The sequence below is a fragment of the Desulfobacter vibrioformis DSM 8776 genome, from assembly GCF_000745975.1.
GTDB classification, from domain to species: domain Bacteria; phylum Desulfobacterota; class Desulfobacteria; order Desulfobacterales; family Desulfobacteraceae; genus Desulfobacter; species Desulfobacter vibrioformis.
Genome location: NZ_JQKJ01000025.1, coordinates 1 through 25,537, shown reverse-complemented (window position 1 = coordinate 25,537; position 25,537 = coordinate 1). Strand labels below are relative to the sequence as shown.

The 25,537-nt window shown below is 49.0% G+C and carries 19 protein-coding genes; 7 read left to right on the top strand and 12 right to left on the bottom strand.

From position 1 onward, the window contains the following. Positions 1-232: 232 nt before the first annotated feature. Positions 233-3,343, bottom strand: coding sequence for an AfsR/SARP family transcriptional regulator (locus Q366_RS14850; RefSeq protein ID WP_035240391.1), 3,111 nt, complete (start codon positions 3,341-3,343; stop codon positions 233-235). Between the two features lie 139 nt (positions 3,344-3,482). On the opposite strand from Q366_RS14850, the gene Q366_RS14845 reads away from it, so the two are divergent. After that, a complete protein-coding gene (locus tag Q366_RS14845) occupies positions 3,483-3,893 on the top strand; it encodes an EamA family transporter (protein WP_035240389.1) in 411 nt (136 codons plus the stop codon). Positions 3,894-3,941: 48 nt separating this feature from the next. Continuing rightward, positions 3,942-4,718 carry a DUF169 domain-containing protein gene (locus Q366_RS14840; RefSeq protein WP_035240387.1) on the top strand — a complete coding sequence of 259 codons (777 nt, stop codon included), beginning with the start codon at positions 3,942-3,944 and terminating at the stop codon, positions 4,716-4,718. Between the two features lie 41 nt (positions 4,719-4,759). Here the strand turns inward: Q366_RS14840 and Q366_RS14835 are convergent, their stop codons facing one another. Beyond that, the gene (locus tag Q366_RS14835) at positions 4,760-5,725 is read right to left on the bottom strand and encodes a sulfite exporter TauE/SafE family protein (protein WP_035240382.1); all 966 of its coding nucleotides are present in this window, start codon (positions 5,723-5,725) and stop codon (positions 4,760-4,762) included. A gap of 173 nt (positions 5,726-5,898) precedes the next feature. On the opposite strand from Q366_RS14835, the gene Q366_RS14830 reads away from it, so the two are divergent. From Q366_RS14830 to Q366_RS14820, 3 genes are all read left to right on the top strand, one after another. Continuing rightward, entirely contained in the window at positions 5,899-7,008 is a 1,110-nt protein-coding gene (locus Q366_RS14830; RefSeq protein ID WP_035240381.1) for a TOBE domain-containing protein, read from the top strand. Positions 7,009-7,070: 62 nt separating this feature from the next. Next, entirely contained in the window at positions 7,071-7,304 is a 234-nt protein-coding gene (locus Q366_RS14825) for a hypothetical protein (protein WP_035240379.1), read from the top strand. Between the two features lie 304 nt (positions 7,305-7,608). Then, a complete protein-coding gene (locus Q366_RS14820) occupies positions 7,609-9,282 on the top strand; it encodes an alpha-isopropylmalate synthase regulatory domain-containing protein (protein WP_035240377.1) in 1,674 nt (557 codons plus the stop codon). Between the two features lie 223 nt (positions 9,283-9,505). Here Q366_RS14820 and Q366_RS14815 read toward each other — a convergent pair whose 3' ends face one another. The 7 genes from Q366_RS14815 to Q366_RS14785 form a co-directional block, all read right to left on the bottom strand. Next, positions 9,506-13,723 (bottom strand): DEAD/DEAH box helicase, encoded by a 4,218-nt coding sequence (locus Q366_RS14815; RefSeq protein WP_035240375.1) that lies wholly within the window; start codon positions 13,721-13,723, stop codon positions 9,506-9,508. A 572-nt stretch (positions 13,724-14,295) separates the two neighbouring features. After that, a complete protein-coding gene (locus Q366_RS14810; RefSeq protein WP_035240374.1) occupies positions 14,296-15,546 on the bottom strand; it encodes a thiolase family protein in 1,251 nt (416 codons plus the stop codon). Positions 15,547-15,588: 42 nt separating this feature from the next. Continuing rightward, complete coding sequence (locus Q366_RS14805) at positions 15,589-17,400, bottom strand: acyl-CoA dehydrogenase (RefSeq protein ID WP_035240373.1); 1,812 nt, start codon at positions 17,398-17,400, stop codon at positions 15,589-15,591. A gap of 16 nt (positions 17,401-17,416) precedes the next feature. After that, entirely contained in the window at positions 17,417-18,274 is an 858-nt protein-coding gene (locus tag Q366_RS14800; RefSeq protein WP_035240372.1) for a 3-hydroxybutyryl-CoA dehydrogenase, read from the bottom strand. Between the two features lie 48 nt (positions 18,275-18,322). After that, complete coding sequence (locus Q366_RS14795; protein ID WP_051958079.1) at positions 18,323-19,981, bottom strand: fatty acid--CoA ligase; 1,659 nt, start codon at positions 19,979-19,981, stop codon at positions 18,323-18,325. 190 nt (positions 19,982-20,171) lie between these two features. Further along, positions 20,172-20,843: a response regulator gene (locus Q366_RS14790; RefSeq protein WP_035240371.1), complete on the bottom strand. Its 672-nt coding sequence runs from the start codon at positions 20,841-20,843 to the stop codon at positions 20,172-20,174. After that, positions 20,840-23,065, bottom strand: a complete 2,226-nt coding sequence (locus tag Q366_RS14785; protein ID WP_035240453.1) for a cache domain-containing protein — start codon at positions 23,063-23,065, stop codon at positions 20,840-20,842. The genes Q366_RS14790 and Q366_RS14785 overlap by 4 nt, the downstream gene beginning before the upstream one ends. A gap of 441 nt (positions 23,066-23,506) precedes the next feature. On the opposite strand from Q366_RS14785, the gene Q366_RS22405 reads away from it, so the two are divergent. Beyond that, on the top strand, positions 23,507-23,710 hold the full coding sequence (locus tag Q366_RS22405) for a helix-turn-helix domain-containing protein (RefSeq protein WP_084691844.1): 204 nt from the start codon (positions 23,507-23,509) through the stop codon (positions 23,708-23,710). Positions 23,711-23,945: 235 nt separating this feature from the next. Here Q366_RS22405 and Q366_RS14780 read toward each other — a convergent pair whose 3' ends face one another. Further along, complete coding sequence (locus Q366_RS14780; RefSeq protein WP_035240370.1) at positions 23,946-24,248, bottom strand: addiction module antidote protein; 303 nt, start codon at positions 24,246-24,248, stop codon at positions 23,946-23,948. A 3-nt stretch (positions 24,249-24,251) separates the two neighbouring features. After that, entirely contained in the window at positions 24,252-24,548 is a 297-nt protein-coding gene (locus Q366_RS14775; protein ID WP_035240451.1) for a type II toxin-antitoxin system RelE/ParE family toxin, read from the bottom strand. A 298-nt stretch (positions 24,549-24,846) separates the two neighbouring features. Here Q366_RS14775 and Q366_RS14770 point away from each other — a divergent pair, with 298 nt between their 5' ends. Beyond that, positions 24,847-25,230: a GFA family protein gene (locus tag Q366_RS14770; RefSeq protein WP_035240369.1), complete on the top strand. Its 384-nt coding sequence runs from the start codon at positions 24,847-24,849 to the stop codon at positions 25,228-25,230. Here the strand turns inward: Q366_RS14770 and Q366_RS22400 are convergent. Further along, a complete protein-coding gene (locus Q366_RS22400) occupies positions 25,216-25,482 on the bottom strand; it encodes a hypothetical protein (protein ID WP_035241700.1) in 267 nt (88 codons plus the stop codon). The two genes, Q366_RS14770 and Q366_RS22400, sit on opposite strands and share 15 nt — an antisense overlap. Positions 25,483-25,537: the final 55 nt, after the last annotated feature.

The following is a 25,537-nucleotide window of genomic DNA, read 5'->3' as shown; positions in this document are numbered from 1 at the left end:
TACCGCCCTTTGGGCCGGTTGTTAAGTTTTAGGTGTTAGGAAATGGAAATTCCTGTACTTTAAAATACGTAACCGTTGTAACCATTCACTCCCCCGGCATTTTTATGCCGGAATAGAAGAAGGAGCGACGTCTTTTATAACAAGAGCTATGATCTGAACAATATACATCCACGAATCTTGATTGCGCAACCCGCATGTTTCAACGACGCTGAGGAGGGCTGCATATGCACGATCATCTCCTGCTGTGACGCATCAGTTTACCGGCAAATGGCCAGGCATTAAAAAGGTTTTTCGGGCAAAAGGGATGTGCAAGGGCCTGGTTTAATGTTTCAGCGGCTGGGGCATTGTCTCTGTGCAAAGAGAAGACTGCGGCCTTCAGCAGATACAGCAATGGGATGAATTGCGGTTTATGTACCGATGTTGCTAAGGATCTTGCTTTTTTTTCGTAAAAAGTCGCACCCAAAGGATTGTCGCGGCAAATCGCAATAAATCCCATGCCCACACAGGCGAAAAATTCCAAAACACCGGCATTCTCAATCTCCTGGAAGCAGATCAGGGCCTGGTCCATATCTTCTTTCATAAGCAGGGCCATGCCTTTAAGGGCTGTTGGGCCCTGGTGGAAATAAATATCCACGCCAGCATTATAAGACAGATCCACGGCCTGGTCTGCCAGTTCCAGGGCCTGGTCAAACCGGCCCAGGAACAGCGCAATAAGGCCCAGCTCTTCCAGGCAGAAGATCTTTCCCCGCAGGGCCTTTATCTGTGTAAAAATATCCTTTGCCGCCAGAAGTTTGTGACGTGCAGGTTCATAATTGCCAAGGCACAGGTGGGCAGTGCCTGCATTGCCAAGGGCCCAGGCGATTTTGGTGGCGTCCCCGAAATCCCGGCCAATGCCAATGCTTTTTTCAAAGCAGTTCAATGCCTGATCCATCATGCCCCGGGCGCGTTGACAAAGCCCCATGCGCATGGTGACCCAGAAGGCGCGTTCCACCCCGGGGTCCTGGGCCAGGCTCAATTGGTATAGCCGCACGGCCCGGGCATACGCCTTGTTTTTCTGGGCAATGGCACCCAGAAAAACAAGGGCGTGGGCCCGGCCCGGGGTGTTGCCTGATTTAACCGACCACCGCAGCCATTTGCAGGCAAAGGCCCGGATGGTTTCAACGGATTTTAATCTGTTGACACTTTGGTTCTGCATGTCAAACCAGCACAGCAGCAGCACGCCTGCTTCGGGACAAAAAGGCCGGTCAGGATCGGCCAGCAGCCTTTTTGCATCCCGGAAGAACCGTTCTGCGGTCCGATATTGGGTATGCATGTCAAAATAGATGTATAATCCCACGGCACATCGTGACACCCCAATGAGATCACCTCGGTTCACAGCCCTTTTCCAGGCCTGCTCAATATTGGTGAAAGCCCTGTCCATCTCCGTGCGGTATGCCTGCATATCCGGCCCTATCAGCTCTTGTTCACCTCTGGAAACCAAGTGAAGATAGTAGCGTTCATGTTTATCCAGGGTCTTTTCCAGCAGCCCGGAAGCAAAAAGCTTTTCTTTGGCAAACTGGCGAACAAGGGCATGCAGTTCAAACAACCCGGTGCCGGGGTCAATTTTAACGAGTGATTTTCTGACAATATCTGAAAACGCGCAATGTCTGGGATGGTTTTTAAATGGACCTGCAACAACCTGGGCAGCCTTTCGGGAAAACAGGCCTCTAAAAACGGACAATTGCATGAAAAGGTCTTTTTCCTCCTGCCTTAAACTGTTCCAGGACGTATCAAATACCGCGCGCATATTTCCATGGGCAGGTAAAAGATCCGCGTCATCGGCCTGTAGAAAATCAATGCTTTCCTCTATTTTATCTGCAATATCCCGGAGGCAGTAAACATCACCCCATCCCCCGGCAAGAATTAATGCCAGGGGCATGGCAGATGTTGACCGGCAAATGCGGATGATGTCATGGGCATTCCCGGCATTGGGCTTGAAATCCGGCTGCACCCTGCGGATGGAAAAAAGAAACAGCCGGGCCGCATCCGAGTGCAAAAGGGTCAGCAGCATCTGCGTGTCCACTTCGGGATCTGCGTTGGGGCAGGCCAGACCGGATAAAACAAGGACCTGTTCCCTGGTGAGCCCCAGACGGGATCGGCTGGTGGCAAGGATTTTTACATGCCGGGTTTTATCCAGCATATGGGATATTTCCTTTTCAATGCCGGGCAGATGCTCCAGGTTGTCCATGACAAGCAGTATTTCGCGGGTGCGCAAAAAGTCCAGCACTTGTTTCTTGGGGTCCATACCCTTATCAAGTCCGATGCCCAGAGTCTTTAACAGGAGGGTCCGCATCTCATCCAAGGTTGACACATTGGCCAGGGGAACAAAAAAAGCCGCCATGGACAAAGGGTGCGAAAGCCTGGTCATTGCCTGCAATGCCAGCCGGGTCTTTCCCATGCCCCCGGGACCTGTCAGGGTCATCAGCCGTGCGTCTCCCCGGATCAGCCATGTTGAAATCCGTTCCAGTTCCTGGTGCCTGCCGATAAAGGCAATGGATTGGGCAGGCAACGCGCCTGGCGGCGGGGATATTTTTTTAACGGGAAACTGATCCGGTGCAAGGTACTGATCTGCCAGGTCAGAGGTTCCGGGATCAGGCTCAATGCCCAATTCAGTGTCAAGCAGGGATCTGCATTTTTCATATTGCTGTTGTACCCGGCTTTTTTGTCCGGACCGGCCGTAGAGCCGGATCAGGCATCTGTGGGCGGCTTCGTTTAACGCATCATATTCCGCCCAGGCAGATGCGTATTTCATGGCCCCGGTATCATGGCCTTGTTTTTCATATGTTTCAGCAAGGGTTTTAAGCACACGTATATAGTCGCGCTCGAGTTCTTCTTTCCGGCTGAACTGCCAGTCATCAAATCCAGGCGCGTCATCCAGGCTGAAACCGGATAAAAAGGGGCCGTTATAAACCAGGGCGGCCTGCTCCAGGTTTTGTGGATTGAATCCATTTTTTTTAACGCGGCTTCCATCAGATCCACCCCGGGAGACCAGGCTTTGAAACGTCAGCACATCAACGCGGATCTCCTTGCCTGGAACAAAGCATATTGTCTGCCGGTCTGCCTTAAACCAGAATTTCCCCAAAATTTTGCCCATGGCCGAAAGGGTCCTGCGCAGGGATGCCAGGCCACTGTGCCTGCCGTAGTCCGGCCAGAACAGATCTGCCAGCCTTTCCCTGGAAACAGGTTGCCCGTGAACGGCAAGAAACGCTGCCAGCGCAACAGCCTTTCTGCGATCAGGTCTCACCATGCACCCATTGACAAAAAAATGGGGGCTTCCAAAAAATTGACATACCAGTTTTGACATTTCTTCTCCCCTTTTTTTGAGTATATCAACGGCTGGAATTTTACAAATTTAATTTGCCCTAACGGCCTGGGACGGTTTCGGGACGATAGCATGATAGACTGCGCCTGAATCTGTTATTTTCAAAAAAGGAGGCAAATTTATGAAAACCTGGATAGTGCCGGCATCCATGACATTGATATGCTGGGGATTATGGGCCTTTATTCCCAAAATAACCACCCGGCATATCAGCCCCATGAGTGCCGTTGTTTATGAAAGCGTTGGTGCACTGACCATGGGTGTCATCGTTCTTGCCATGATTCATTTCAGGCCGGATGTGAATGCCAGGGGAATTTTTCTGGCCGTGGTCACCGGCATGCTTGGCATGGCAGGAGGCCTTGGATTTCTGTTTGCAGTCCGGTCCGGCAAAGTGTCTGTGGTTGCGATGTTCACCTCGTTATCCCCATTGATCACCATTGCTTTGGGATACGTTGTGCTCAACGAAGCCATTACCCTAAAGGAGGGCTTTGGTATTTTAAGCGCCTTTATCGCCATTGTTCTTTTTTCAGCCTGATGATTTTATTTTTTAATGAACACGGTTTAAAGACAAGGAGAAATACACATGAACAGCCAAGTAAAAAAATTGTCAGATATTCTTGGACTTGATGGCCCTGTGATGGGGCTTTTTTATACGGATCAGCAGCCCGGGTCAGGGATATCGCCAAAACCCATGACTCCTTTAAATCAATTAAGCCCTGGCAAAGACCATGATGTGGGCTGGAGTTCCTGTGTGCTTTCAAAGGTCCGGTTTGCCCGCAGAAAACACTGCCCGGCTTTTTTTGACCAGGAACATTACGGATGCCTGGGCGGTGCTTTTTTCATGGGATTCAAATCCTATTACGAACCCTTTGAACCGGCCCTGATCTCCACGGGTATCCCGGGCCAGATGGAAGGGGAGCGGTATGTGGACTCAACACAAACAGGAAAACGCTTTTATGATTCGTTCAAGCCACCCAGGGCCGGCGGCAAGGTCCTTGTCATTCAGCCCCTTGACTTGTTCAGCCCGGGACAGACACCGGAAATTGTCTTCTTGTTTCCAGGCCGGAACAGCCTGATCGGTTTAAATGCCCTCACGGTTTTTGCCACCCAAAATCCCGATGCGGTCAGAATACCCTTTGGCGTGGGCTGTGCCGCCCTTGTTTCATGGCCGAGACGGTTCCGGGCAGGCAACGACAAGGTTGCGGTTATCGGCGGTTTTGACATCAACTGTATTAAATATTTAAAAGCAGAAGAATTCACCTTTGCCGTACCCTATGATCTTTTTTTACAGATGGTGGATGCCTGGCCGGATTCAATGTTAGGCACCCGTGCCTGGCAGCGCCTCAGAAAAAAAGCCTGATTTGAACAATAAAATCAGGCTCTGACCCATTTCGGCGGGGCTTAAAGACCTAAAAATGCAGCCGCATACCGGATTGCAGTAAGGAGAATAATACCTGTGAGCATCAATTTGATCAGGGTGGCTGAAACATATTTCTGGCAGTACGCGCCCAGGTACATCCCGACCATTCCGCCAAGCCCGAACAAGAGGCCCAGGCCCCAGTCCGGGGCCACGGACATGCCCGGGAAAAAAGGTGCGATCAGCTGGTAAAAGACAACCCCGGCGACTGAGGTAATAAAGGTTCCCATGAGTGTGGCACCTGCCACGGTGTGAACCGGGAGCCTGAAAAATGTTACAAAAAACGGGGCAATGATGGATCCCCCGCCGATACCATACACCCCGCCCACAATGCCCACGATGAAACTGAGGCTGAAGATGCCCCAGAACGATATGTCAAAGGCCTGGCCGTCAACGGTGTAGCAGATTCGTTTCAGATTAAACCGGGAGACTTCCGGATGTGTTACACCGGTTGAAAAACGTTCCTCCGGATCAACCGGCCGGGAAAAACCACGGCCATCCATGTTTTGAAATTGCAGTGCATTGGTGGCGGGGGGACGAATATCTGCATGGCTTTTTTTCAGTAAGTCCTTTATCATTTTAACCCCGATATAAAACAGAACCGCAGATGCAAACAATTTAAACCGGGCCGGATCCGGCAGGTATACCACCCGCAGAAATGCCCCTAGGAATACACCCGGAAGGGTACCCAGGACCACCACCCAGGTCAGGGGCCATACCATTCGACCCTCCCGCCAATACCGGAATACACCGCTGGGAATAGCGACAATATTGAACAATTGATTGGTTGCACTGACCGACGGATTGACATATCCCAGAAATGACATTTGAAACGGCAGCAAGAGAAAGGCTCCGGATATGCCGCCCATGGAGGTAAAAAATGAAATCCCGAACGCCACCAATGGCGGAATCCAGGGCTGGACTTCAATGCCGGCTGTATGAAAAACCATGTTGCCTCCTTTTGATGATCTTGGGTTTGACAAATCAGTAACACGATAAATACTATTTTCGTGTTAGTTTATGAAAATTATAATCACTTGTCAAGAAAAGTCACCTGTCTTTATGCGCACCTGTGCTATAAAAATGGGACAGAAGGGTTACTTGCGAATAAAAGAGAGCGTAAATGGATTATAAAACAACCGCTGATGCCCCGTTACCGGCCCCCCGGTCATCCTCCCAGGGCAGTATGGACCAGGGACGCATGGTTTCGATCCCGGAGACAGGCCATTGCCTGGATTCGGTCCAGCTTGACCGTCTGGAGCAGGCATTCAGGGCATGGGCAAGGCAATCTCACCGGGCAGATGTCCAATTGTCCCGCCGCCGTATTCTGGTCATCTTTTTGCTGATCCGGTACACGGGTGCAAAGTTAAATGAAATTCTGGCCCTTGATCCTCTTAAACGGATTGATTTTAACCGGCAGTTGGTGGATTTGGGTATTGGGGAGCCGGATACCCGGACAGAACCGAGAATAGTCAGGATTTCCACCACCCTTGCTTCTGAACTTGAACAGATGCTTAACGATCCGCCATTCAGGCAGTTTCTGGAAAAGCAATTCAATATTGACCCCGGGTTTGTCCGGCGCAAATTTTACGAGCGGGCCCAGGCGTTAGGCTTTCCCAAGAAGCTTGGCAGCCCGGAAATGATCCGGAAGGCAAGGGCTGTGGAGTTGATGCAGCGCAATATGCCCATGCCGGCCGTACAGACCATGCTGGGCCATTCAACCATGAACCTGACCAGTGCCTATGTCTCTTTTTCCAAAGATGACATTGCCCAGGTCACAAAACTTTTCATCGAAAGGGAAGCGTCGCGTAAAACCAGTGCCCGGAATTCATTTTTCGGCAAAATCCAGGCCCTTCAAAAAGGAGACATCCAGACCCGGGTCACATTGACAACCGCCGGGGGTGACACCATTGAGGCAATGATCACCAACAGCAGCGTGGAACGGCTTTCATTAAAAGAATCAAGACTGATTATGGCAGAGGTCAAAGCCCCCCTGGTGATTTTGTACAATGGGGAAAAAGAGCCGGAATGCACTGCCGAGAACCGGTTTTATGGTATGATCGAGCAGATCAATGCCGGACAGATCAATACGGAATATATCGTGCGTATCAAGGACGGAACAACATTATGCGCCCTGGTGTCAACCCAGGGATCCCAATGGCTGGGTCTTGGTGTGGGCGATTCTGTATGGGCCGCGTTCAGCTGCTTTTCCGTTGTGCTGAATGTGGATTGAATAAAATAGAAACAGGCGTACGGGATAAAAAAATTTAATAACCGAAATTGGAGGAAAAATTCATGGATCCTGAAGAAATTATCGTTGGTTTGACAAGAGAACTGTCTGCTGAATTGAAAATAATGTCCAAGACAAAAGAGATTAATGCAAAGGAAGCCCATAGCCGGATTATAAAAAATTTATGCCAATCCCTGGGGGTCTTTTTTGATCTTATGAACGAAATGATGCCTTATGATCCTGATGATGATGATGATTTAGATGATGAAGATTTAGATGATGAAGATGTTCCTTTTTAAAAAAAAAGCAGATCTTCAATCTGTCATGCATTTGGAAGGCCGTCATTTTTTTCTTGACTTCATTAAATTTATATATAATTAATTAACTTTAATTAAAGTGAATAAATTGATTATGAATTTTACCAGTCTACTATTATCCCTGCTTCTTACCCTACTTCTTATCGGGGAGGTGGTTCTTAACACCTCCGGGCGACGGGGCTCTTAGTGGCATAATATTCATAAGTGAAAGCAAAAGCCGTTATCAGCCCCTGCCGGGCAGATAACGGCTTTTTTTATTTTAGCCAACATAAAAAAGGGGAAGAACATGGCGATCAAAAAAAATGAAACCGGAACATGGGTAGTGGACCGGACTCAGATTCCGGGTGAGACCAGGCAGGAAGTCGAAATTTTTGACACCACCCTGCGGGATGGTGAGCAGGGCGGGGTAACCTTTAAAGGGGATTCAAAGCTTAGAATTGCCCGGTTTCTCGCAGACACGGGGGTCAGCACCATAGAGGTTGGGTTTCCCAGCTCAACCCCCCTGGAATTCGATACCGTGAAACAGATTGCCGATACCGTGGAAGGCCCCCATATCTGCGGACTGACCACCATGGATTTTGAAAATATCAAACGGACATGGCAGGCCCTGGAAAATAATCCCAACCCCACCATCCACGTGTTCACCCTCAACATTGACGAGGCATCCATCCGGGCATACAAGGCAGATCCCAATGAGCAAATTGAAAAAGCCTCCCGGGCAGTGGCCTATGCAAAGGAGTTGACAGGCGGTAAAGGCCGGGTGGAATTCTCGGCCCAGAACACCATCCTGGCTTTGTCCCAGTCCCTGAACCCGGAATATAGTTTTCTGCAGGAATATATTTCTAACATCTATGGCTGTGCGATCAAGGCCGGCGCAGACGTGATCAACATTCCCCATACCGTGGCCAAGGGAATTGAAATTGAAATCCAGGAAGCCATCCAGTATTTTAAGATGCTTGTGGAGGGCACGGATGACGTGATCTTAAGTTTCCACGCCCACAATGATTTCGGCGTCAGTGTGGCAGATACCCTTGCAGCCGTTGAACAGGGAATCAGGCAGGTGGAAGGCACCTGGTACTCCCTGGGGGAAAGGGCGGGCAATACGCCGTTGGAGCAGGTGATCATGAACCTTTCATTGAAACCTTCCTATAACCGGAAATTCTTTACCGCCTTTAAGCTTGAAAGAACCAATGCCGTGGCAAGGTTCATCGAAAGGGAAAGCTCCATACCCATTCCCTACAACGCGCCGGGAATCGGGCCCAATGCCCTGCGCCACGGATCAGGAGTCCATTCAGACGGAGACAAAAAGGGCAAGGCCATTGGGGAGAATATTTACCTGCCCTGCTCCCCCGAAGATATCGGCTGGACAGGCAACACCCACCAGATCACCAAGCTGACCGGCGTCGCCGGCGTCACGGCCAGACTTGAAGAGCTGGGATTTGAATTTGAAAAGGCCTTTGTCCGGGAGCATATCATGCCCGAAATCAAGTCCCGGGACATCACATACGGGGACAAGGAACTGCGTATGATCGGGGATGATTTCAGGTACACAGGGAAAGACCATGTCGAGTTTGAGGATTACGCGTTCAACAAGTTTGCCAAGTCCGGTGACCGCCATGCCCAGGTGGTCTTGATCATTGACGGTAAAAAAAAGACCAGCGAGCCCTTCACGGGTAAAAACGGTCCCATCAATGCGGTATTCAGCGCCATTGACCATGTCCTGGAACTGGGTGATAAAAAACCCAAACTCGTGGTTTACGAGCCCAGCAACCGGGGACGGACCCACTCGTCAGCGGCAGAAGCATTGGTTGTACTCAGCGGCAACGGCCATGAACTTAACTATCACCTGACTGCCCCGGTCTGGGTGGGTAGGGCCACGCATGACGACACCATCACGGCGTCTGCCAAAGCCTATGTCCAGGCGTTAAGCCGGTTTATGACGGACATGAAAAAGGCATAGATGTTGGGGGGGACACAAAAAAAATCAAGGCTGCGAAGATCCATCCATCTGAAAGAAAGAGGATATCTTCGCAGCCTTTTTTTATTGAATCAGGAATGTGGGCCTTGATCACCCACCGGCTTGAAGCCGGTGGGTGTTTAGTTCATAGCTAAAGGGTAAAGAGTATAATGACTGGCGGACAAAATAGAACGCAAATCTAAACAGGACAAACGATCTGTTTCGACTACTCTTGGATTAAAGCCAGAAGTTGTTCGGCAGACATTTTCCCGCTTAAGTCGCTCCCCGTGAGCAGACTGTCCGATAGTTTTCGTTTCCGGCGATGCATCTGCACAATTTTTTCTTCCACCGTTCCCCTGGTAATCAGGCGATAAATGGTCACAGGCCTGCGTTGACCAATACGATGGGCACGGTCCGATGCCTGATCCTCCACCGCCGGGTTCCACCATGGGTCCAGGTGGATCACATAATCCGCTGCTGTAAGGTTCAACCCCACGCCCCCAGCTTTGAGACTGATCAAAAACACATCTCCCTCCCCGGATTGAAAGCCATGGATGGCCTTCTGCCGCTGGGCGGCCGGTGTACTGCCGTCCAGGTACTGGTATTTGATTCCAGTTTCATCCAGATATTTCCGGACAATGGTGAGATGTCCCACAAACTGACTGAAGACAAGAGCTTTATGTCCATTGGTGATGAGTTCATCCAGAATCTCAGAAAAAACCGACAGTTTACTGCTGTCAATGGAAATTTCCTTGTTGACAAGTTCACTGTGGCAGCATGCCTGGCGCAGTTTTGTGATTTCCGCCAGTATTTTGATATGCTTTTGGCCGCCATGGCGCTCATCATCGCTTGCGAGTCGTTCCAGGGCCTGTTGACGCAGTGCTTCGTAAAATGCCATCTCTTCTTTGCTCAAATCGATATCCAGCACAATCTCTGTGCGGGAGGGCAGTTCTTCCAGGACCTGGGCTTTGGTACGGCGCAGGATAAACGGCTGGAGCAGTCGCTTGAGATCTTTACGTGCCTGGGCATCTCCTTGTTTTTCAATGGGAACGGCAAAGGTTTTGTTAAATTGCTCCAGGGTTCCTAAAAGTCCGGGATTGATAAACTGAAAAAGATTCCACAGCTCACCCAAATGGTTTTCAATAGGCGTTCCGGTGAGAATCACCTTGAATACGGCCGTCAGCTCCATGACGGACCGGGATCTCTGGGTGGAGAAATTTTTGATTGCCTGGGCTTCATCCAGAACTACCATCTGCCAGGAGACAGCAGACAATAAGTCGGCCATCTTTTTTTGCTGCATCAGGCCGTAACTGCATATCAACACATCAAAGTTGCCAGCATCTTCCAGACTTTTTTCCCGGTTGCTCCCGCCAAATAAAATCAGATTCAGACAAGGTGCAAAGCGGCCAGCTTCGGCAACCCAGTTGGCACAGACCGAAGTGGGGGCAATCACCAGTGAAGGGCCTTGCGGGGCATGTTTGATGAGCATGGCCAGAGTCTGCATGGTTTTACCAATTCCCATATCATCGGCCAGACACGCTCCCACCCCCCAGTCTGACAGACAATTCAGCCAATTGATCCCTTCCAGCTGATAATCACGCAACTCGGCATCCAGCGTGGAAGGCGCCGCCAGGAGTGGATCTGTCTGGGTTTGAAGCTTTGCAATGTGAGCTTTCCATGCTTTGTTGGAACGTAAGGTGCCGACTTCCTGAAAAAAATCCTCCAGGGCCAGGGCGGCCAAGGGGTGAAACTTTACGCCTTTCCCATCTCTGACGGAGTATCTGTCAAGCGCCTGGAGCCTTTTTTGAAAAGCGCGTGTTAATTTAACGAATTGACCCGGCTTAATCTCCAGGAATCGGGTGCTGCTTTTTTCAAGATATTCCAAAAGCATCCCCATCTCCAGGGTAAGGTGTTCATCCACCACCACCTGACCGGTCATGGCAAACCAATCTTCTCCCCCTTTGATGTTGAGCCGGCAATTGGTGAACGAGACGTTTCCCAGCAGCTCAAATGGTTTGCCCTCGGGCCACTCCAGCACAATTCCGTCTGCCTCTTCCTGTCTTTCCAATTCCTGCAAAAGCTCCAGGGACTCTTCCACACCTGGAAAAAGCCACTCCCCTTGATTCTCCTCTGCGGTCGCGAGGGTTGGACATCCATCAATCAACCGGGCTGCCAATTCTTTTTCAATGTTCAGATCCCTCGTGGTTTTCATCTGGATGCCATTCACCCGGGCAATGACATTTTTTCCTTTGCTGCCGGGGGAATAAGCAGGTCCCTCTTCACCCAGAGGACGGACAACCATGGAGAGTTTCAGGCCCTGTCCCAGGGGAGAGAGTTGAACATGGAGGGTTGAATCCGCTTTTGCCTCGGAAACAGTGTCACTCCCTCCTTCTATATCCGAATGGATGGTGATATCCCCTGCCAGTGCATCCATGACCTGGACAATTTTATCTTTCGCAGATATCGGAAATGAAGCCTCTTTGCCAAGAATATCGGCAATGGCATGATATTTTGCATCCAGCGATACTAATTTGATGCGAGTCGGGGTCTCCTCTACCACCACATGTTCTGCCTTAAAATGACGCCGGGGCCTGGGAGACAGAACAAAGGTAATTTGGCCTTTTTCCTTTTTTAAAATTGTGAGTTCAGGCTTTCCATGGACCAACTCCATCCGGGTGATTCCATCGCTTGAAAAGAGCAAGGGATGGCCAACGACATCAGGCATATAAGTGTCATCAAAAATATATTCCACCTTGGTGTACCACCCATCTTTGTAACTATTGGCATAGATATGGCCACAAATCTTTTTATCCTGTTCCGTCAGATAGGAAAATGCTCTTTTCTCACTGCACAGCCGTTTCAAGGCAATGGGGCGCCCTTTTGTCCAGAGGCCTTTGGCGTTTCTCTTTTGCTCCCTGGGGCTGATAGTGCACTCACCGTTATTGACGTAGTCAAGGAACCAGGCCATGCGTTGATCGCTCTCTTGTTCCTGCTTTTCCCCCCGTGGTTTTGCAGGGGGTGTTTCTGGGTTCAAGGCGAGCAGGGCATTTAAGGTGTGCTCCCAGATTTTGCTTTCATTGATCAGTCCGACCAGGACAGAAGGATTCTGCTTTTTACCGGTTTGGGGCTCCGGCCCGGATAGACTTTGGATAAGGCCTTCAAGCTCTCCGGCAAACCAGGTATATTGCCTATCTGCTGCAAACGTATGAAGTTGTTTTATATCTTCAAGTCTGTTTCTTGCCTTTGCCTTGTCCACCCAGTAGTAAGCAAACAAGGTGAAACAATCAATGGCCGGATGTGAGGGATGACCCCATGAGCTAACCCAGACGTAGTGACGGAGAATACGATCCGCCCCTCTGGAATTGCCTTGCAGATAACCCAGAAGCCCACCCAACAAGCCGCATATTTTTTCAAAGTCTATTCCCGCGACCAGGCACGCTCCGGCCCGGGAAAAGCTCTCATCACTGCCCTCTTTGATCAGGGCCAGGATATAAAAGAGCCCCATAAACCGGTTGAAAAAGACTTTCTTTTTCCCCTTTATCCTTTTATTCAGAAGCTCCAGTGCGTTTTCATACAATGAGATGGATTTTTCCGGCTTGCCTTTACAAAAAGCTATCCATCCCTGAAGACACAAACTGTTCTCAAGGTGTTCGCTTTTCTTTCCATGGTTTTTAAGCCAGGCGTCCAGACAATCCTGTTGACCGGTGAGCATCCATTTTTCCAATACTGCGGCCTCAAGTTCTGATTCACATTTTTCAGACCCCTGCATTACAAGAGATTCCAGGTAATCGGCATAGGAATCGTTCTGGTCCCAGCATTCTACTCTCCTGAGATAAGGCTCTTTCAAAAAGCGTGTGTGGACATCCGGCGGCAAACGGCGGAACCAGTCCGGATCAAAGGGACGACAGCAGATATGTTCCCACACCATGAAAAGCGGCTCTTTGTCTAAAACAACATGGTGTTTGAATTTTTCATAAAGCTCAGCGGCCTGGGCCGTCTTTTCCTGATAAAAAAGAATCCGCATTCCAGCCATCAATTTCATCATGGACAGAGACTGTTCCTGTGCCAACCCCTCTTCTGTAAGATTAAGTGTATGTTGAAGGGCATCGGTTAGAGTTGTGAACGTCTTCTCAGCAACAAGGTGTCTGGTCAAAACTTCGATATAATCTCGATTGATAAATAGGACACTGCGGCTTTTTCCATGCAATATATCTGTGCTGAGAAGGGCATCCAGCGGACTGCGGAGTAGCTTTAACATGGCGTTCCTTGTTCCGGAATCAAAGGATTTATCGTCTTCCGTCTTTATGTCCAGGGCGACAAGACAGGCAAGTAACTGGGTCTGACTCAACTTGGCGTAGGAGATGGAAAGAATCTGCAGAATCTTTTTTTCGAGAAAAGGCAAGTTATGATATTTTTCCATAAAAGTATGGTTTTCTAACGACATAGGCTCTTTTTTCCTTCTAATTTTTTAAACATCGAGTGTGTACATTTCTTATGATTCAATTTTCCTTATCGTGATAATTATATCATGGAGGGCTCCTGCCTTCTCATCTTATCTTTAATTTATCGGTCATTATCCACATACTTCTGCTATTGAATACTGTTTTGAAATAGGCCCGGACGACTGACAATACCATGAGTACTCACCTGGGCCAGTCAAGACGAAACATAAGAATTATTCGGATTGGTTCTAACGTCGGCCGCTGTGGGGGCAGGCCACCGGGCCTGCCTTAACTTTGGAAACTTATGAAGAGGTATGGACTAACAGGGATAATCTGCGGTATCCATTCGCCATAAAAATGGTGTCTGTCGGGGAGGTAGTCTTCACCCAAACCCCTCAGTTTGATCTGCCCAATTCGTAAGCGATAATTAAATTCCATCTACTGTTTTGAAACCGGTGTAATAAGATAATCAATTAAGAAATCTTTGTTCAAAGACGGAGGGTTGGACGCAAACTTGCCCGGATGTAAGTTTTTGAAGCAACGTGCAGGTGGATGAGTTTGCGTCTAAACAATATTACAGCATTTCAATGGCGCAAGCCATTGATACGCCCCCGCCGCCGCAAAGCGTGGCAAGGCCTAAGCTCTTGCCTTTATTTTTCATGGCATACATTAACGTGGTCATCACCCGGGCACCGGTGGAACCCACAGGATGTCCCAAGCCTATGCCGGACCCGTTGACATTGGTGATCTCCCTGTTCAGGCCCAGCTCTCTTTCGCATCCCAGGTACTGGGCGGCAAAGGCTTCATTCACCTCAATCAGGTGAAAATCATTAATCGTAATACCGGATTTTGCCATAAGATCCTTGACCGCCGGGACCGGAGAGAGTCCCATGACCGAAGGATGGCAGGCTCCCATGCCTGTGGCTTTTATTTTTGCAATGGGGGTAAGCCCCAGTTCTTTGGCCTTTTCTGCGGACATGATCACCATGCCGGTGGATCCGTCATTGATGCCCGAGGCGTTGCCTGCAGTAACCTTGCCGGTTTTGGGGACAAATGCCGGGGGCAATGCGGCAAGTTTTTCCAGGGTCATGCCGGGCCTGAAATGTTCATCTTTATCAAATATAATAGGATCTTTTTTGCGCTGGGGCACTTCAACCGGCACAATTTCTTCGGCAAAACTGCCGTCATTGGTGGCCCGTTCCGCATTGTTATGGGAGCGAAGGGCTACCTCATCCATCTCCGCCCTGCTGATGTCCAAAAGCTGGGCAACGAACTCTGCCGTGTGGCCCATGATATAGGGTTGACCCAGAAAATCGGCGGCAGGCGCCTGGGAAGTATCCACAGGAGAGGTTTCATCCAAGGGCAGAAGAAAGGAGCCGCAGTGCAGGGCATGAATCATGGCGTCCACGAAACCGGTGTCCTGGAGACGACATCCCCAGCGGGCGTTGGGTACGGCATAGGGAACTCCGGACATATGTTCGGTGCCGCCTGCCAGAATTACATCGGCCATGCCGGCCTGGATCATGGCCATACCGGAAAGGACTGCTTCCATGCCGGATATGCACACCCGGTTGATAGTGGCGGCAGGGACTGTATCCGGAATGCCTGCCATCAGTGCAGCTACCCGGGTGGTGTTCAGGGTGTCATGGTGCTCCACACAGGTGCCGTAGCGCACGTCATCAATAACGGCAGGATCAATATTGGCCCGTTTAACGGCCTCTCTCATGGTAATGCTGGCAAGATGGGCACCGTTCAGGTCTTTTAATGTGCCGCCAAAAGCGCCTATGGCAGTGCGGCAGGCTGATACAATGACAACGTCTTTCATAAAAAAATCCTTTGTTTCGTTCAAACGCAAGTTGAAAAATTATTATTTTGTTGCAAAAGAATCTTCGGCAATATCTATGGCTGTGGTGTCCGCCGCTGTGATGGCATCCATTTTACCCAGGGTAGCCGGTAGAACGCTTGCGCAAAAGAACCGGACAGAGGCCAGGATGCCGTTGTAAAAGGCCACATCTTTTTTCCTGGGCTTGCCGGCCAGTTTTTCAACGGCAATGGCGCCCCGCCACAGAAGCATCCAGGCCATGAGCACGTCTCCGGTGACACCCAGGAATGGATGGGCCTGGGCAAAGGCTCTTTCAACACCCCCCTGGCCCAGAATGCCGCCCAGGGCCTTGGCGGTTTCCGCAAGCTTGTTCAGTGCAGTTTCAAGGGTCCGGGCCTGGGTAGCCAGGGTCTCAATTTCTTTGGCCTGGTTGATGGTCTTGGACACAAGGTTCAGAAGATCGGTAAAGGCTTTTCCCTTGCTCAGCATAAGTTTTCTGCCCAGAAGATCCATGGCCTGGATTCCGTTGGTGCCTTCGTAGATCTGGGTGATTTTGCAGTCCCGCAGCAGTTGTTCCTGGGGATATTCCCGGGTGAATCCGTACCCGCCAAAGATCTGAACGCCGTCGGAGCACAGTTCAAAGGCCCGGTCCGTAATATACCCTTTTGCCACGGGGATGAGCACATCAATCATGCCCTGGTAAGCGGCCTTGTCCTCGTCGGTTTCGGCGATGCGGATCTGATCCTCCAGATATCCCACATAAAAGAGGATGGAGCGCATGCCTTCGGTGTGGGCTTTCATGTTTAAAAGCATCCGTCTGACATCAGGATGCCTAATAATAGGAACCCCGGGGGAGCCCTTGGGCGCGGTGAGCGCCGGGCCCTGGACCCGTTCCCTGGCATAGTTCAGGGCATTGAGATAGGAGGCGGATGCACAGGCAAATCCCTGCATGCCCACATGGAGCCGTGCTTCGTTCATCATGACAAACATGTGGCCCATGCCCTTGTTGGCCTGGCCTAAAAGGGTACCGATGCATTGGCCTTTGGACCCAAGGGCCATGGCGCAGGTGGGGCTGGCGTGAATGCCCATTTTTTCTTCAATACCGGTGCACACAATGTCGTTGGGTTCTCCCATGGAACCGTCCGGGTTTACCCGGAATTTGGGCACCAGGAATAACGAGATACCTGCGGTGCCGTCAGGCGCACCTTCAATACGGGCCAGGACCGGGTGGATGATATTTTCCACCAGATCATTTTCACCCGAAGATATAAAAATCTTGTTGCCGGTGATGCTGTAGGTGCCGTCGCCATTGGGCATCGCCTTGGTGGTCAAGGCGCCCACGTCAGACCCTGCTTCGGGCTCGGTGAGCAGCATGGAGCCGCCCCAGACACCCGTGTACATCTTTTTTAAAAACAGATTTTTCTGTTCAGCCGTACCGAATTTTTCCACCAGCTTGCCTGCGCCGTGGGCCAGGATATTGTGGAGCATGAACGGATAGTTAGCACCGTTGAAATAGTTGTTGGCAGCCAGGGCCACGGTGGCAGGCATGCCCTGTCCACCCCACTGGGGATCATCACACATGGCGATCCATTCGCCTTGAACGAACAGTTTATACGCCCGGTGGAACACTTCGGGCACCGTGACCTTGCCGTTGTCAAAAATGCAGCCTTGTTCGTCGGCTTCCTTCAGAGTAGGCAAAAGCTCTTTGAGCCCCAGATTTCGGGCTTCGGATACCACCATATCAATGGTTTTTTTGTTAAAGTCGGCAAATAATTCATTCTGACTCAATGCCTGAATATTAAATTGTTCATGAAGAACAAAATCAATATCCCTGCGGTCTGCAACCTGTTGTGCCATCCCTCTATCTCCCTTTTTATTTAGTGTAATCGTAGAATCCCTTGCCGGATTTGCGGCCCAGGTAGCCGGCACGAACCATCTTGCGCAGCAGGGGGGCGGGACGGTATTTATCTTCTCCGAACTCTTCATGGAAACTTTCAAGGACCAGCAGCAGGGTGTCCAGTCCCACCATGTCGGCCAGGGCCAAAGGACCTATGGGCATGTTGGCACCCAGGGTCATGGCATTGTCAATGTCCCCGGGGCTGGCAATGTCTTCGGCCAGAGCAAAGATGGCCTCGTTGATCATGGGGCATAATATACGGTTTACGGCAAACCCCGGGGCTTCCTTGACCACAATGGCGGTTTTGTTGATTTTGTCCACAAACGCTTTTGCTAATCCCAAGGTCTCATCCGATGTGGAAAATCCTTTGATCAGCTCCACAAGGCGCATCACCGGCACAGGGTTAAAAAAGTGCATGCCTATGAATTTGTCCGGCCGGCCTGCGGCAACGGCCATTTCCGTGATGGAGAGGCCTGACGTGTTTGAGGCAAATACCGTCTCTTTTTTACAGATGGCGGCCAGTTCCTGAAACACCTGTTTTTTGATCTCCAATACCTCTATGACGGCTTCGATCACCAGGTCTGCGTCCCGGACCGCCATGGTCAGATCCGTGGTGCCGGTAACCCTGTCCATGATTGTGTCGGCATCATCAGCCGTCATTTTACCTTTGGATACGGCCCTTTCTAAATTGGCTTTTATGGTGGTCAGACCGTTTTCCACAAACCGATCTTCCATGTCCCTGATACTGACCTCAAATCCGGCCTGGGCTGCGCACTGGGCAATGCCTGCACCCATGATTCCTGCGCCGAGTACGGTAATTTTTTTTATTTCCATAGCGTGTCTCCTTTTCGAATTAAAATTGGCAGGCGTTCTGAACAGACTTTATTTATATTTTGTTCGGATATCTTTTTTGGAAATTTTGCCCACCGATGTTTTGGGAATCTGTTCATCTATGATGATTTTAGAAGGAATCCCATATTTGGGAATATGGCCATTTTCAACATACTTCATGCAGAAATCCTGAATATCATTGTCCTTGACTTTGCCTTGGAAACTGTCATGCAGCACCACCATGGCCATGGGACGTTCCCCCCATTTCTCATCACTGATACCGACCACAGCCACTTCGGATACCGCTTCATGCCGGGATATAATATCCTCAATTTCCAGGGAGGAGACCCATTCACCGCCGGTTTTAATGACATCTTTGAGACGGTCTGTAATCTTGAGGTAGCCTTCGGGATCAATCACCCCGATATCGCCGGTATGAAGCCAGCCGTTTTCCCACAATTGTTCTGATTTTACCTCATCCTTGATATACCCCTGGGTAAGCCAGGGGGAGCGGACAACCACTTCACCGGCAGTCTGTCCGTCATGGGCAACCGGATTGCCGTTTGTATCCACCACTTCCAACCGGACATTGGTAATAGGCAACCCGGTCTTACAGCGGATCTCCACCAGGTCATCCTCACTTTTATCCATGAGATGGGGTTTGATATTGGCCATCGTGAGCACCGGACAGGTTTCGGACATGCCGTAAGCGGTATAAAGATTGATATTATTCTTCAGGCCTTGTTTACATAACCCTTGAGACAGCGCAGATCCGCCGATAAGAACCTTCCAGCCGTCCAGATTTACTTTTGAGATTCCTGGACTGCTCAACAGCATGTTGATAATTGTGGGGACACAATGGGAAAAGGTAACCTTTTCGGTAATAATAAGCTTGAGCAGCGTCTCGGGTTCATAGCGGCCGGGATACACTTGTTTGGCGCCCAGCATGGTCATCAGATAAGGCATGCCCCAGGCATGGACATGAAACATGGGGGTCAGCGGCATGTACACATCCCCGGAATTTAAACCGGCTTGGGATTCGTATGCAGTCAATCCGGACATCACGCCGTAGGTGTGAAGCACCAGCTGGCGGTGGCTGAAGAATACACCCTTGGGAAGACCTGTGGTGCCGGTGGTGTAGAAGGTGGTGGCCATGGTATTTTCATCAAAGTCAGGGAAATCATACGCAGGTTGTGCATCGGACATCAGCGCTTCATATTCACCGGCAAAATTCATGTCCGATTCCGGTGCCCGGTCCTTGTCTGTGATCAAAACCACATGTTTAACGGTTTCAAACCGGTCTTTGACAGCGGACAGCAAAGGCAGAAAATCCTCATTCACCAGAATTACGTCATCTTCGGCATGGTTGATGGTGTAAATCAGCTGTTCGGCAGTCAGCCGGATGTTGATGGTATGCAGTACCGCCCCCATCATGGGAACAGCAAAGAAACATTCAAGATACCGATGTGAATCCCAGTCCATCATCGCCACGGTGTCGCCGGGTTTTACCCCAAGTGTTGTCAGCATGTTGGCAAGTTTTTTCACTCGCTGACCAAAATCCCTGTAGGTATACCGTATCAAATCACGATAAATGATTTCCTGGTCCGGAGAGTAGATCAAAGGGGTTTCAAGAAGGTTTTTAATCAGCAGGGGATAGCTGTAGGCATCCTTGCAGGGTGCAATGAGTCTGGTCGTATTGATATGGGTCATGGTGTTTCCTTTTTATTCGCTGTGGAATGGGCCTGGATGTTGACAGGCCGGATCACCCCATGGCTGTTATTGATTACGAAATGTCTGGTTCATTCATAATCAAAGCGTAAAAAGCAAAAAATAGGACAGCTCCCTAAATGCATGTAGGTTATGGACTTAAATATGCGTAGGTTCGGCACATAGCTTTTAATCAACGACCCTTAAACACACCGGTCTCCACCCAGATTACAGCATGGCGGATCAATTCGCTGGCATTGTCTAAATTCAGTTTTTCCTTGATCCGCTCCCGGTATGTCCCCACTGTCTTAATGCTGATATTCAACCGCACGGCAATCTCCTTTGATGTCAGGCCGCATCCGATCATCTTGAAAATTTCGAGCTCCCGGTCTGAAATGGCGGCTAAAGGAGAGGCCTGTTCCTGTTCCGACTGCCTGGTGAATACATTGAGCAGACGGCTCATGATCCTGGAACTGACATGGACTTGGCCATTGAGAATATTGCGAATAGCTGTGACAACGGATTCCGATGCTTCCTGCTTCATCAGATACCCTTGGGCTCCGGCCAGCAGACACCGCTCGGCATAAAGTGCCTCGTCAGACATGGAAAGAACCAATGTACGGCAAAAATTGTAATTTTGATGGATTTGGCACACCAGATCAAAGCCGGAACTGTTTTTCAGTGACAGATCCACAATAGCCAGGTCCGGGCAGCACGAAGTAACAAACCCTATGGCAGTATCCACATCTTCAGCTTCAGCACAAACACAAAGATCCGATTCGCTGTCGATCATATCCTTGAGCCCCATTCTAAAAATGGGATGGTCTTCAACAATCAAAATCTTGCCGGACGCTTTTGTTTTCATAACTGGTCTCCAAAGGCAGGCAGTTCCAGGTATACCCGGGTCCCCTTTTCCCCGGCCCGGGTTATGGTTAATCGCCCCCCGATACGGGCGGCTCTGTAGGACATAATTCTGATACCAAGCCCGGCATGGCTTCCCACCGGATCAAATCCTGACCCGTTATCGGTTATCGTCAACCGGATTTGGTCTTGATTTTTATCGAGACAGATCCTGATCCGGGTGCAACCGGCATGCTTTGCCGCATTATGAACTGCCTCATGGGCGATATAGTATACATGGGTAGCAATATTATTATCCCGGAAAGGTGGAATTATACCCTGATCCGGCAGGCTGTCAAGGCAGCATTCAATCCGGAAAACATCCTTTACATACCGGCCCAGGTCCGCAAGGGAGTCGTCAAACCTTCTATCTTCAAGGTTCACCGGGGACAACCCCCGGGACAGGTTTCTGGTTTTTTCGATGGCATCAAGAATCAGCGCTCTGATCTGATGGGTTCGTTCGGCATCTTGTTTGGGCGATTTTTCGCTCTGTAACAGGCGTTTTTCCAGCATTTTAATCATAAATTCAATACCGATAAGCTGGGGGCATAAATCATCGTGCAGGGACATGGCTATTTTTTGCCGTTCATTCTGGGAAATATCTAAAATTTCGCGCTCAAGCCGCCGGGATTCCGTAATATCCGCCATGGCGCCCAGAATGCAAGCCTCCCCCCACAAGGTGACACCTTCCCCTGAAATCAGTCCCTGGCGCAATTGCCCTGATGCAGTTAAAAATCCTGTCTCCCGGTTTACCACAGGCCGCCTCGTTTTGATATCACTGAACAAGGCCCTGCCTTCCTCCCGTTTCTGGAAAAAAGATAGCGTTAAAAGCGACTTTCCCACCAGATCCAACAGGTTATGGCCGGTAATTTTTAAAAAACTGTCGTTGACATTAATAATCCTGCTGCCATCAAGTGTGGCAATAAACATACCCGAGGGGCTTGAACGAAAGGCCTTGGAAAAGATCTCCTCGGACAATTTTAAAGCCTGCTCATTTTTTTTTCTCTGGATGATTTCTTCCTGAAGCTCCCTTGAGGAACGTTCAAGGGTGCCCATGAAACGGTTAAAATAACCGGCAAGCTGGCCGATCTCATCTGTGGTTGTTACCGGCATTCGTACGCTGAAATCCCCGGATGCACCCTGGTCAAACTGATTCATAAGCGCACGCAGGGGCCTGACCACCGAGGCATTAATCCATAAAGAAAAGACAAAAACCAGTAAAGAGATCAGGATCACAATGGCGATAATAATGGTTTTTACGGTGTTCAACGGGGCGTAGATTTCATCCAGGTTACTGGCCGAAACGATGATCCAGTCATATTCAGGAATATAGTTAAAAATAGCTAATTTTTTCCGGGAAAACGGATCTCCTGGATTTTTCCAGGAATAAATAATGCGCCCTGTCTTCATCCGGCATATCTCACGCACCCATAAATTTCCATCCCTGTCTTTGGCATCATAGTAGTTACCACTGATGTGGGGATGGACAATCACATCTCCTTTACTGTCCATAATATAGGCATATCCGCTTTTCCCGAATTTAAGCTTGAGAATACTGTCACGAAAATCATCCACATTGATCAGCTCCCTGAATTCCTCCCGGTAGGAGGAAACGGCAATGATCCAGTCCCATGGCTCAAAATAAGACATATACATGGCTTTGGACCGTTTTTCCTGTTCTCCGGGATTTTTCCACTCATACACCAGGTAGCCTCTTTTTTTTTGAATCATTAACCGGACAAATTCCCTGTCCATAAAATTTTTTCCGGTAACACCGGATTGGGGATGCTCGGCAGCGATGCCGTCGGAATTGACACAAAAGATATACCCGGTACGGCCAATGGTTTGGGAAAACAGCAATTTCCTGCATAAGGCCTTGGCCTTTGATTCCGTCAATTCCCCGTTTATGACCTGTTTATATATGGTTGCCACAATCTCCCTGTTTTTTTCAGCCACTGCACGCAAATGATTTTTAATGGAGGTATGAGCGGCCGTTTCCACCATGTTTCCGATGGCAAGGGTGGCATTGGTCAGTTCGCTTTCAATGTGGTTCTGAATGGTGTGCTGAACCTGGAGAATGATGATGACGCCGCCAATGAGAAGTGCCGATAAAAAGGCAATGGTATATGCCCCCAGCAATTTTGACCGGATTCGAAGATTATTGGCAAATTTAATAATTTTGCTCATGCCCGGCATGAAATCATATAATAAACCGAAAATAAATAAACATTGATGGTTTTTTATAAGAAACTAGAGACAAGATACAGGAAACAAGAGGGCGAAGCGCCTGGGGCGCCCATTTTAGCCCGCAGTGTTGGTGTCTTTAGTGCCTTACTCCTGAGCTTCTGTCACAAAAAACAAGAAATTGTTAGACTCCTTTCTTCTTGTTTCCAGTCTCTAGTTTCTGCGGCTCTGCCGCCTTAGTTTCATGCTTCGTTGTGTCCGCTAGGACATGGGGGTTATAAAAATTCCAGTTAAAAACATTAACCACGGTATCGGCACTTGCCCCGCCTCCTTGACCCTCGTTTGGCCTGACTTTACCAATATCGGGAAAAACAGTCTGCAGACAACACACCACTTGATAAATTAGCTCTTAAGGCCGGACTTTCAGGGTGAACTGCAGTCCGTCTGTTTGTAAAGAAAACCGGTTTGACCTTTGGACATTGGCGACGACAGCTACGTTTACTTTGTGCGATAGAGCTCTTTGATACAGGAGAAAATGTTACTGACGCAGCATTTGAATTTGGCTACTGTGATGTTTCCGCTTTTATACTTGCTTTCAAAATAGCTTTTGGAACAACGATAGCAAAACACTTCAAATTCAGGATTTAAGTGGGAAATATTCGCAAACTTACCGGCGTTTACAAAATTGGGAGAAAATAGTTTGACTGAGTGTTAAAAATATCGGAATCACAGGGATAGTCTGCGGTATCCATTTGCTTGAAAAATTGGATCTGTCAGACGAGTAGTCCTCGCCTTAACACCAAGTATTTGATCTGCCCAATTGTATATATCAGTTTCAAATAACAAAAATATCTGCTGGAATTTTAGAAAAATTGATCTGTGTTCAATGAGTGTTGGCAGGTTGAGCTATCAGACGAACCCCAAGGGCTGCACACACCTTATTAATTGTATCAAATCGAGGTTTGGCGTTTGGTTTAAGCGCTTTATACAAGGCTTCACGGGTTATCCCTGTCGCTTTGGCAACTTCACTCATACCGCGAGCTTTGGCAGCAACCCCCAGAGCGTGGGCCAGTTCTGCGGCATCTCCGTCTTCAATCACCATAGTGATGTAAGCAGCAATATCTTCTTCACTTTTAAGCTGCTGTGCCATATCAAAGTCCGGCAGGTCTGCAATTCGTTTTTTCATGGTTCAATCCTCCAAAGTGGTTTCCCGTTGTTTAGCCTTGGCAATGTCGCTTTCCTGGCTGTTCTTATCCCCCCCACCAAGCATGACGATCAAAGTATCTCCCCGTTTGGTGTAGTACATCCTCCAGCCTGGGCCAAAATGTTCCCTCATTTCAAAGACACATTCGCCAACAGGTTTTACATCACCAAGATTGCCACGCTGTGCTTTATCAAGACGGCGGCTTAGGCGAAGCCGCGTAATACGGTCTTTCAAGCTGTCAAGCCATTTATCAAATTCGGGTAATGTTTTAACTATGTACATATTGAATATGTAATCGTTCGAATACAGAAAGTCAAATAAAATATACAAGCCCCGATATGAATAACAGGGAAAGTCTACAGTTTTAATTTGTCTGAAAGACTGAGGTTCTCAGACGAATAGTCCTCGCCACAACTCAAAGTGACGATTTGTAAAATCTGATTTCCGGAATTCAAATTCTCCATTGCCATTCTGGTGGCAGTCAAGATATTCTCCTGCTGTTTAGAGGATAAATTAAGAAGTCTTCAAAACTGATTCTATAGCAACGCACTATAATTAAATATAATTTAGGAAAATGCGCATGAAATATGAAGGATCTTGCCTTTGTGGCGAAATTACGTTTGAAATAATCGGAGAGTTTGAAAGCTTTTTTCTTTGCCATTGCGAACGTTGTCGCAAAGACACTGGTTCCGCCCATGCCGCTAATCTATTTTCCTCCTCGGCAAGGTTAATATGGCTGTCGGGAAAAGATAAGGCTAAAGTCTTTGATTTTAAATCAGAGGGGCACATAAAAAGTTTTTGCTCGAATTGTGGCTCAGCTCTTCCAAATATGCAGATGGATGGAGGATTATTGGTTGTCCCTGCTGGGAGTCTCGACAGCGATGTACAAATAAAGCCTCAAGGCCATATTTATTGGGGAAACAAAGCCAATTGGGACGATGCTTTAGCACTACAGCGACACTAAAACACCTAATTTTTTAGCGACAGCAATCTGCTTTTTTCTATGGCTTTGATACGCAATGTAGTTACGTTTCAAATGGTACTTTACAATATCTAAAACCCCTTTCCGTGTAATGGAATGAATCGGCAAAACAGCTTGAAGCAATTTCTTGGCCATTGCTAAACTTAAGCAGTTTTTTTTAACTGCCGTCTGACACGGAAAAGAAAGTGCTGTGCCAGCATTACATAAAGCATGTGCCGATGCCATGCCGGCCATGATCGATGTTCATAGTGATCCATTCCAAGATGCATTTTACCTTCCTGAAAACAGC

What these genes read in the sequence shown, in the direction of transcription:
- Q366_RS14785 (WP_035240453.1), bottom strand. Translation starts at nt 23,065, where the DNA reads ATGAGCAAAATTATTAAATTTGCCAATAATCTTCGAATCCGGTCAAAA.
- Q366_RS14825 (WP_035240379.1), top strand. Translation starts at nt 7,071, where the DNA reads ATGGATCCTGAAGAAATTATCGTTGGTTTGACAAGAGAACTGTCTGCT.
- Q366_RS14775 (WP_035240451.1), bottom strand. Translation starts at nt 24,548, where the DNA reads ATGTACATAGTTAAAACATTACCCGAATTTGATAAATGGCTTGACAGC.
- Q366_RS14770 (WP_035240369.1), top strand. Translation starts at nt 24,847, where the DNA reads ATGAAATATGAAGGATCTTGCCTTTGTGGCGAAATTACGTTTGAAATA.
- Q366_RS14815 (WP_035240375.1), bottom strand. Translation starts at nt 13,723, where the DNA reads ATGTCGTTAGAAAACCATACTTTTATGGAAAAATATCATAACTTGCCT.
- Q366_RS14790 (WP_035240371.1), bottom strand. Translation starts at nt 20,843, where the DNA reads ATGAAAACAAAAGCGTCCGGCAAGATTTTGATTGTTGAAGACCATCCC.
- Q366_RS14840 (WP_035240387.1), top strand. Translation starts at nt 3,942, where the DNA reads ATGAACAGCCAAGTAAAAAAATTGTCAGATATTCTTGGACTTGATGGC.
- Q366_RS14835 (WP_035240382.1), bottom strand. Translation starts at nt 5,725, where the DNA reads ATGGTTTTTCATACAGCCGGCATTGAAGTCCAGCCCTGGATTCCGCCA.
- Q366_RS14805 (WP_035240373.1), bottom strand. Translation starts at nt 17,400, where the DNA reads ATGGCACAACAGGTTGCAGACCGCAGGGATATTGATTTTGTTCTTCAT.
- Q366_RS14780 (WP_035240370.1), bottom strand. Translation starts at nt 24,248, where the DNA reads ATGAAAAAACGAATTGCAGACCTGCCGGACTTTGATATGGCACAGCAG.
- Q366_RS22400 (WP_035241700.1), bottom strand. Translation starts at nt 25,482, where the DNA reads ATGGCCGGCATGGCATCGGCACATGCTTTATGTAATGCTGGCACAGCA.
- Q366_RS14795 (WP_051958079.1), bottom strand. Translation starts at nt 19,981, where the DNA reads ATGACCCATATCAATACGACCAGACTCATTGCACCCTGCAAGGATGCC.
- Q366_RS14820 (WP_035240377.1), top strand. Translation starts at nt 7,609, where the DNA reads ATGGCGATCAAAAAAAATGAAACCGGAACATGGGTAGTGGACCGGACT.
- Q366_RS14800 (WP_035240372.1), bottom strand. Translation starts at nt 18,274, where the DNA reads ATGGAAATAAAAAAAATTACCGTACTCGGCGCAGGAATCATGGGTGCA.
- Q366_RS14850 (WP_035240391.1), bottom strand. Translation starts at nt 3,343, where the DNA reads ATGTCAAAACTGGTATGTCAATTTTTTGGAAGCCCCCATTTTTTTGTC.
- Q366_RS14845 (WP_035240389.1), top strand. Translation starts at nt 3,483, where the DNA reads ATGAAAACCTGGATAGTGCCGGCATCCATGACATTGATATGCTGGGGA.
- Q366_RS14830 (WP_035240381.1), top strand. Translation starts at nt 5,899, where the DNA reads ATGGATTATAAAACAACCGCTGATGCCCCGTTACCGGCCCCCCGGTCA.
- Q366_RS14810 (WP_035240374.1), bottom strand. Translation starts at nt 15,546, where the DNA reads ATGAAAGACGTTGTCATTGTATCAGCCTGCCGCACTGCCATAGGCGCT.